Source organism: Pseudomonas sp. NBRC 111127, assembly GCF_001320345.1.
GTDB lineage: Bacteria > Pseudomonadota > Gammaproteobacteria > Pseudomonadales > Pseudomonadaceae > Aquipseudomonas > Aquipseudomonas juntendi.
The window spans coordinates 24,915-32,150 of the sequence record NZ_BCBD01000050.1; the positions used below are offsets into that span (position 1 = coordinate 24,915).

Genomic DNA, 7,236 nt, shown 5'->3' on the forward strand with positions numbered 1-7,236 from the left:
GTGCATGCGGGCGCGGGCTTTTGTAGGAGGCCTTGTGTCGCGATGGGCTGCAAAGCAGCCCGGGGCTTCAGCGCAAATGCACAAATTGCTGGGGCTGCTTCGCAGCCCATCGCGACACGAGGCCGCTCCTACGGGGATTGCGCAAGGCCCTGTCAGAAGGGAGCAGGCCTCAAGCCTGTTCCTTGCTCTCCGGCAAGAACCAGTTCAGCACCAGGGCACAAATCCCCCCGGTAGCCACCCCTGACTCCAGCACATTGCGAATCGCCGCCGGCATATGCGCCAGGAACTCCGGCACCTGCGCCACACCCAGGCCCAAGGCCAGGGAAACAGAGATAATCAGCAGCGCCCGACGATCCAGCCGAGTACTGGCCAGGATATTGATCCCAGAAGCCGCAACCGCGCCGAACATGACCATGGCCGCACCACCCAGCACCGGCTCCGGCACCGCCTGGATCACCCCGGCAACACTCGGGAACAGCCCCAGCAGCACCAGCATCACGGCAATCCACATACCAATGTGGCGGCTGGCGATACCCGTCAGCTGAATCACCCCGTTGTTCTGGGCAAAGATCGAGCTCGGGAAGGTGTTGAACAAGCCCGCCAACAGCGAGTTGGCGCCGTTGACCAACACGCCACCCTTGATCCGCTGCATCCACACCGGGCCTTCGACTGGCTGGCGCGACACCTTGCTGGTGGCGGTCACGTCACCAATGGCTTCCAGCGACGTCACCAGGTAGATCACCAGCATCGGAATGAACAGCGCCCACGAGAAGCTCAGGCCGAAGTGCAGCGGCGTCGGCACCTGAAACAGCGCGGCCTCATGCATACCGGTGAAGTCCAGGCGGCCCATGTAGCCCGCCAGCGCATAGCCGACCGCCAGGGCAATAACGATGGCACAGCTGCGCATCCACACCACCGGAATACGGTTGAGGATCACGATAATGGCCAGCACCACACCCGACAACAGCAGGTTCTCGCCATTGGCGAAGGTGCCATTGGCCATGGCACCGAAGCCGCCACCCATACTGATCAGGCCGACCTTGATCAGCGTCAGGCCGATCATCAGCACGACAATGCCGGTGACCAGCGGGGTGATCAGGCGTTTGACGAAGGGCAGGATGCGCGAAACGCCCATTTCGACGAACGAGCCAGCGATGACCACGCCAAAGATGGCGGCCATCACACCTTCGACCGGCGTGCCTTGCTTGACCATCAGCGCACCCCCGGCAATCAGCGGGCCCACGAAGTTGAAGCTGGTGCCCTGCACGATCAGCAACCCGGCGCCAAACGGCCCGAAGCGCTTGCACTGCACGAATGTGGCGATACCGGAGATTACCAGCGACATGGAGACGATCAGGTTGGTGTCCCGCGCGGACACCCCCAGCGCCTGGCAGATCAACAGCCCGGGCGTCACGATCGGCACGATGATCGCCAGCAGGTGTTGCAGCGCCGCCAGCAGGCCGATCAGCAGCCGAGGCTTGTCCTCGAGGCCAAGCACCAGCTCATTGGCGGGGGCCGATGCTGCTGGGCTGTGTTCATGTGTGCTCATGGCTGAAAGCTGCCCCTGAAGAAAAAAGGAGCGCATTCTACGGGGTGAAGGCAGATTGCGGTAGAGCAAAGCACGATGCCGACATGATCGGCGACCCTACGCCTAATTACCTGACTTTTCAGTCAAGCCGCCCGCCGCGAATGTGCACTGCCGCGCCGGTTAACCCATGCTAAAGGCGAACACCGGCATGCCTTTCCCACACCCACAAAAAAGCCCGCCGAAGCGGGCTTTCTCACAACCTACAACAATCAGTCATCACGCCCCATGATGCCAAACAGCTGGAGCAGGCTGACGAACAGGTTGTAGATGGACACATACAGGCTGATGGTGGCCATGATGTAGTTCCGCTCACCACCGTGAATGATCGCGCTGGTCTGGAACAGGATGCACACCGACGAGAACAGCACGAAGCCAGCGCTGATCGCCAGTTGCAGGCCGCTGATCTGGAAGAAGAAGCTGGCCACGACCGCACCCAGCAGCACGAAGAAGCCGGCAGTGATGAAGCCACTGAGGAAGCTCATGTCCTTGCGGGTAATCAGTACGTAAGCCGACAGACCACCGAACACCAGGGCAGTCATGGCAAATGCCGAGCTGACGACCTCGGCACCACCGGCCATGCCCAGGTAGCGGTTGAGGATTGGGCCGAGAATGAAGCCCATGAAGCCGGTAAGGGCGAAGGTGGAGACCAGGCCCCAGGCCGAATCACGCAGCTTGTTGGTCAGGAAGAACAGCCCGTAGAAGCCGATCAGCACCACGAACACGTTCGGGTAGCCGACACGCATTTGCTGGGCAACGAAGGCCATGACGCCGCTGAAGGCGAGGGTGAGCGCCAGCAGACTGTACGTGTTGCGCAGGACCTTGCTGATCTCCTGCTGCTCGACCTGCTGGCCGTGATGTACGGCATAATCCTGTTCGCGCATGGCGACACTCCTTGGTAAACCTGTGGTTTCGAACGTTCAGATGCTGGGAGTCTACCAGAGCCATTGCAACCCGCGACACAGAGAGTTTGACAGCTTGTTTCATTACGGTATTATGGCGGCCGCAAACGAGCTGGAAGCGTGGCCGAGTGGTTTAAGGCAACGGTCTTGAAAACCGTCGATGGGCAACTATCCTAGAGTTCTTATCTCAGGTAGTCCCCAGATGCACACTTCAGGATACCCTCAGAATTGCATCGGGGAATTGGCAGAGTGGTTGAATGCACCGGTCTTGAAAACCGGCGAACGTGAGAGCGTTCCCAGGGTTCGAATCCCTGGTTCCCCGCCAAACACAAGCGAATCAAGGGCCAGAGAGATCTGAGCCCTTTTTTTGTGCCTATTTTTACCCTTCCTCCCTTGGCGCAAGCGTCCCTTGTCCAAGCATGCACGTGAGTCAACTGCTCTCGGATGCACACTAATGCATACCTCTGACCCCGAGAGTCCTATCAGAATCCCAACTGCACACTTGCTATCCGCCCGAACTGATAGAAAAGACGCATAGCAGTGCTTAGGGGGATCCTGCTAAGTGTGAAATTCCAACCCTCAGTGCGACCCTGGATCCCTCGGAACCTATGAAATGAATCGCCCCTGGTTTCGTAGACACCTCCAAGCCTCATAATGAGGCCCAAATAGGAGGTGCCATGAGTCGTCAGCGTTACCCCGAAGAATTCAAGATCGAAGCGGTCAAGCAAGTGACCGAAAAAGGCAAACCTGTCGCCGAGGTCGCCCAGCGCCTGGGCATGTCCGTGCACAGCCTTTACGCCTGGATCAAGGTCTACAGCAAGCCCCAAGAGCAGCGTCAGCAAGACAATGATCAGCAGGCTGAACTGCGCAAGCTGCGCGCTGAACTCAAGCGGGTGACAGAAGAGCGAGACATATTAAAGAAGGCCGCCGCGTACTTTGCCAAGGAGTGCGGCTGAAGTACGCCTTCATCAACAAGCACTCGACGGATTACCCAGTGCGTCGCCTTTGCCAAACCCTCAAGGTGCATACCAGCGGCTACTACGCTTGGCTGGCCGAGCCTCAATCTGCCCGAGCCAAAGAAGATCAGCGCCTGCTTGGCTTGATCAAGCAGGCCTGGTTAGAAAGCGGCGGCGTGTATGGCTATCGCAAGATTCACGATGACCTGCGAGAGCTAGGAGAGATCTGTGGGCGAAATCGAGTCGGTCGCTTGATGCAGGCAGAGGGGCTGCGTTCGCAAACGGGCTATCGCCGTCGTACTGGGTTTTATGGCGGAAAACCAAAAGCGGCATCGCCCAACCATCTGGCCAGGCAGTTCAAGGTCAGTGAGCCGAATAAGGTCTGGGTGACCGATATCACCTACATCCGCACCTACGAAGGGTGGCTGTATCTGGTGGTAGTGCTGGATCTGTTCTCTCGCCAAGTCATTGGTTGGTCAATGAAGCCCAGGATGAGCAGCGGCCTAGCCATCGACGCCATGCTGATGGCCGTGTGGCGACGCAAGCCACAGCAGCAAGTGATGATTCACTCAGACCAAGGCAGTCAGTTCAGTAGCTCAGATTGGCAAAGCTTCCTGAAAGCCAACAATGTGATCAGTAGCATGAGCCGAAGGGGAAACTGCCACGACAATGCCGTAGCCGAGTGCTTTTTCCAGCTTTTGAAGCGGGAGCGAATCCGACGAAAGATCTACGCAACGCGTGACGAAGCCCGAAGTGATATTTTCGATTACATCGAGCTGTTCTATAACCCCAAGCGTCGACACGGTAATGCTATGCAGCTGTCGCCAGTAGAGTATGAGAAACGCTATTTTCTGAGCTTGGAGAGTGTCTAGGAAACCAGGGGCGATTCAGTTTTTTGGGGCCTGATCAGAGCCTTTATTTACTCATCTGTAGCCGCTGGTTGCCAGAGCCATTCGATGCCCCACAGCGGTCGATCCTTTTGAATTTCCTTCACCACATTCATGTGGGCGTCATACGCTGCCTTGTCGAATGTCGTCCAGCTGCTGCCTTTTATAAGCGCTTCCTTGAACACTTGCTGGAGATTCGATCCTTTGAATGGTGGAGTATTAAGGTGCCGACCGATCGCTACGAGCAGCTGCCTGTCAAGGGGAGGGTGCAGCCTGGCAAGCTTGGCGTCGTGCTCATCCACGCCAGCTACGATGAGCTTGGATTTGAGGAAAATGTTCACCAGCTTTTGCGCTCTGCCATAGGTGCATTCGAGCTGGCATTCTTCGGTTCGAGTGTGGCCTGTGGTTTTGTCCTTCCACTCGCGTTTGTACGTGATCTTCTCGGCTCGACCCATGACCTCACGAAAAAGCCCATCCAGATGGTCATCGATTTCATTTGGCGGAGGAAGGTCGTCCAAGGTGGCAATCTGACCCACCGGAGTATCGTTGATCAATTGTGACGCCACTGCCATCGTGTGGCCTGGCCCTTGTCTTGAGTAGGCGCGGCCTGCCGCCCAGATCGCAAAGCGATGCCGATGTTCCGTCAGGGTGTATTTGTCTTGCATTCGGACTGCTTCCTGCGTTCTAACGTGTGGTACGGGTTGATCGGTTCGATCTGCGGGCGAGTATGGCTTGCCGGTTATCTGCCATCAATCTTTGAGGCCTCGCTAGAACATGTGGCGTGATGGCTGCCTGGCAACCGTCTCGCCACTCCGGGCTTCTAATCGTCGTTACTGCTCATGGTTTGGCTGTTAAGCGGGATACCAATGAGCGGGAATCAAGGCGTTTTTGCCTCGGAATTCAGGTAGCACGTTAACGTTCGCCACGTTTTGGAAGAGCTCAACAGGAACATGCTCCAGCACGATCATCTGGAACTCCGCGCTGTATTGGTTGCGCATCCGACTGACGAAATTCCCAAGCAACTCGAACGCCTGGCTAACCTTTGCCTGATCGGAATTCTTGAGATGCACCTCATCCATGATCTTCTCCTCGCCATAGTAGGGGCGGCTCGGCTGGTCGATGAACAGGAAGCTTGGGACAAATTTGCCACCTTTGCTGAGCGCCACTTCGTGTAGCGCAAGGAACATGAACAAATGCAGGAACATGTGGTTGGAGCTACTACCTACGTTTTCGATGAACGACGACTTAGGTCGGCGAAGCTGTAGTTTTTTCGCCTCGTAGTTAAATGACGTCAGGAATGACGCATAGTTGTCCATCGCCGCTGCCGCCTCGCTCAGCAACGCCAGGGACACGTCATTGATTTGGCCAACGGTACCGTCGCGAACACTGGCCACATCGGTGACTTCCATGGAGCTGAGTTCAGCGTTCAGATTTTTGATCTGCGTGTCGTAGTCTTCAGGGGTGTCCGATTCAACCGTACTGTAGGTCTCAAGTTTGGTTTCGATGCGGGTGACAAACTTAACCAGTTGGATCGTGTCCTCGAAGGATTTCTGCGCCTTGGGCAAGGAGTCAATGATTCGTTGCTGCTCTGCTTTTTGCTCCACTAAATCGGCCATCATAGCCGCGACCTGAGTATCGACTGGCTGCCGAGTGGCGGTAGCTGCTTTGAGGGCGCGCAGATCGACATTCAAGCTATCGATCAGATCATGAAACACGTCTGTTTTCAGCAGCTCGGAGGATTGCTGAAGCAGCGTCTGCAACGGTTTCAGGCTGTCTTGGGTAACCTTGAGCGCCGACTTGTATTGCTTGTGTTCGTCAGAGAATTCGCGAAGCCTTCGCATGCGCCGGTTGATCTCAAACATTTTCGACCGTGCATTGGAGAGGCGCTTGGCATCTTCGCCTGAAGCATTCGGGGTGGGCACATCCTTGACGATCCCTTTCAGAAAATCGATGGTGACGACATTTGGTACTTTCTCGATCAGGCCGTACTCAGCTGCCGTTGCCGCAAGCTTGCGAGCCTCGCTTTCAAAGAGATGTCTACCACTACTGATGACAACCTTCTTCTTCTCAAGCTTCTCGATCATGCGTTTGAGATCATCGCGCCGTTCACGTTGAGCAATATTTTCAAGGCTGTCGATGCCCAAGCCCAGATCCAGAACACGAGGCAGCGCGACGCGATATCGGTCTTCTTGTTGATGGTCGAAGTAGGCAGCGGTGTTGGTGATGATGTCCTCTGATATGGTGTTGAATAGCAGGAAGTAGCGGAACGATACCTGTGTGCCGTAGCGCACGCCTCGGCCCCCGTAGAGCACGACGCTGCTGTCCAGACTGAACTCGGCTTGAAGGATCGCTTTGATGTCATCGCTGGTGGCGTTGGCAAACGGCTGATCTGGCAGCACACCAATGCTTGAAAAGTAGAGCTTGTCCGACACGGTCTGAGCATGCGGGCTCTTACGTGCAATCGCGAATTCTTTGTCGTTGATATAGAACTTGATGCCATACCAAGCAACCGTATCGTTGATGACATCATGGGGAATGTTGTGGCTGCTGGAAAGCAGGCAGTAGTCAATGATGTGTAGCAGCGATGTCTTGCCTCGGTTGCTGCGACCACTGAGCACATTTATCCGGCCGCGCTCGAAATCTACACTGCGTGTCTCGCCGTGATGCGACCATAGGCGGATGGTGTCGATGCCAAATTTCACAGTTGTATCCTAAGATTCAGGTAGAGCTCTTCTTCCGACGCTTGAAGCAAATTCGCGATCTCGGACGACGCTTTCTCGATCAATACGGCACGTTTGCCAAACTCGGTGGTGCATTCGAAGCGCGTCTTTTGGGTGAGTTGCGAATCAAAGACGGCGTAGCCCAACTCATGCAGCATCTGGATGCCATTGATCGAGTGCACGAGG

5 protein-coding genes, 1 tRNA gene and 1 pseudogene are annotated in these 7,236 nt (G+C 56.1%); 2 read left to right on the top strand and 5 right to left on the bottom strand.

Annotated features, from left to right (window positions below; translation table 11 throughout):
• Positions 1-169: 169 nt before the first annotated feature.
• Complete coding sequence (locus APH30_RS11910; protein ID WP_054912655.1) at positions 170-1,549, bottom strand: nucleobase:cation symporter-2 family protein; 1,380 nt, start codon at positions 1,547-1,549, stop codon at positions 170-172.
• 248 nt (positions 1,550-1,797) lie between these two features.
• Positions 1,798-2,469 carry a Bax inhibitor-1/YccA family protein gene (locus APH30_RS11915; protein WP_003251184.1) on the bottom strand — a complete coding sequence of 224 codons (672 nt, stop codon included), beginning with the start codon at positions 2,467-2,469 and terminating at the stop codon, positions 1,798-1,800.
• Between the two features lie 253 nt (positions 2,470-2,722).
• Between APH30_RS11915 and APH30_RS11920 the strand changes: the two genes are divergently transcribed.
• Together APH30_RS11920 and APH30_RS11930 are read left to right on the top strand one after the other, a co-directional pair.
• Positions 2,723-2,812, top strand: a tRNA-Ser gene (locus APH30_RS11920).
• 352 nt (positions 2,813-3,164) lie between these two features.
• A protein-coding gene (locus tag APH30_RS11930) for an IS3 family transposase (protein ID WP_156326441.1) occupies positions 3,165-4,315 on the top strand; the annotation gives its coding sequence in 2 pieces (ribosomal slippage) (positions 3,165-3,402 and positions 3,402-4,315; 1,152 coding nt in all).
• Positions 4,316-4,362: 47 nt separating this feature from the next.
• Here APH30_RS11930 and APH30_RS11935 read toward each other — a convergent pair.
• The 3 genes and pseudogenes from APH30_RS11935 to APH30_RS29080 form a co-directional block, all read right to left on the bottom strand.
• Positions 4,363-4,995 carry a hypothetical protein gene (locus tag APH30_RS11935; protein WP_054912657.1) on the bottom strand — a complete coding sequence of 211 codons (633 nt, stop codon included), beginning with the start codon at positions 4,993-4,995 and terminating at the stop codon, positions 4,363-4,365.
• Positions 4,996-5,181: 186 nt separating this feature from the next.
• On the bottom strand, positions 5,182-7,032 hold the full coding sequence (locus APH30_RS11940; RefSeq protein ID WP_054912658.1) for a DUF3732 domain-containing protein: 1,851 nt from the start codon (positions 7,030-7,032) through the stop codon (positions 5,182-5,184).
• A pseudogene (locus tag APH30_RS29080) lies at positions 7,029-7,236 on the bottom strand (hypothetical protein); the annotation flags it as partial. The pseudogene APH30_RS29080 and the gene APH30_RS11940, both read right to left, overlap by 4 nt.

What these genes read in the sequence shown, in the direction of transcription:
- APH30_RS11910 (WP_054912655.1), bottom strand. Translation starts at nt 1,549, where the DNA reads ATGAGCACACATGAACACAGCCCAGCAGCATCGGCCCCCGCCAATGAG.
- APH30_RS11915 (WP_003251184.1), bottom strand. Translation starts at nt 2,469, where the DNA reads ATGCGCGAACAGGATTATGCCGTACATCACGGCCAGCAGGTCGAGCAG.
- APH30_RS11935 (WP_054912657.1), bottom strand. Translation starts at nt 4,995, where the DNA reads ATGCAAGACAAATACACCCTGACGGAACATCGGCATCGCTTTGCGATC.